The organism is uncultured Endozoicomonas sp. (assembly GCF_947495845.1).
Taxonomy (GTDB): Bacteria; Pseudomonadota; Gammaproteobacteria; order Pseudomonadales; family Endozoicomonadaceae; genus Endozoicomonas.
On record NZ_CANMAO010000087.1, the window covers coordinates 1 to 1,188 of the forward strand.

The following is a 1,188-nucleotide window of genomic DNA, read 5'->3' on the forward strand; positions in this document are numbered from 1 at the left end:
CTATGTACGGGACAAAACATGTAAGAGCATTTGAAAGTTGACTTGGTCGCTTTTTGCACAGTTATTTTTCAGAACCCTGCGAAGTATATCCAGTCCCAGTCTGAAAAGGGCTTTGGCAGGTCGCCCATGTTTATTTAGAGGAAGCTGTTTCGCATCTCCACAACTCCAGTGACCAACAAGCAAGCACCATGTAAATGCCAGAGCAAGGATACCCATCAACTTATCCATACGATCAAGATTGGTCATATGAGTCGATTCAAGGTCAAACCCACGGCTTTTGAGGCAACCAAACAGCGTCTCTATCGACCAGCGTTTGTAGTAATCTTCTACCATGGTTTCTGGCTTTTTGGTGGCGACAACAATGAGAAGCCCATCCACTGAACGTCTTGCACCAATATACAGACTAACGCCTGAGACCTTGCGTTTGCTGTGCCAGGTCACGACCTGATACAGCTTTATGTTCCTGAATAGCTGCACGGCCTTGATAGGCTTGCCTCCACTGCCCATAACGGAAGTGTTATCTTTGATACGGAGCCGACAGACAATACCCTGTTTATCCAGCCAGTCGAACCATTCGTGACCAATGAACTCACGGTCTGCAAGCAACCCATCTATCTTTTTTGCTGGTATCAGTTTCAGAACTCTTTTCATGATGGCAATGCGTTCATCTGCATTTGAGTTGCCACCACTCTTATCGAGACAAGTCCAGACAATAGGAATAGACGCACCTTGCCAGGCAATAGAAACCACCAGATAGTTAATGTGCTGGCTGCCAAATTGCCAGTTGGTTCTATCCATGCAAAGTGTGTAGCTGGTAAGGTTTAACCAATGAAGTATGAGCTTTCCCAACTGCTCATAGCAGTATGTATATTTCTCAAAAAAGCGCTTTATACGACGATAGCTGGACTCTTCCTGAGCTTTGCTCTGGAACTCTTCAGCCACTCGATACAAGTTACATGAGCGCCCCCTCATCAAGCCGAGAATGAATTGGGCAAGAAACAGGATCCGGGCTTGATGCCAAGGGAGATGAGCTTTAAGCTCCTTTGCTAGTGAGCTGACGTCTTCCATACACTAAAAGGTAATCTGGCCGGAGGTAAGAGACCGCATAGATTACCCAGTATGGAAGCCAGCTCATACCTTATTATGCATTGCTATATCTGGCTTGCGGTGTTTTTGTCCCGTACATAG

General features: G+C 46.0%; 1 protein-coding gene. It reads right to left on the bottom strand.

The annotated features are described in order from the left end of the window. Positions 1–951: an IS4 family transposase gene (locus Q1B11_RS20190; RefSeq protein ID WP_299735813.1), complete on the bottom strand. Its 951-nt coding sequence runs from the start codon at positions 949–951 to the stop codon at positions 1–3. Positions 952–1,188: the final 237 nt, after the last annotated feature.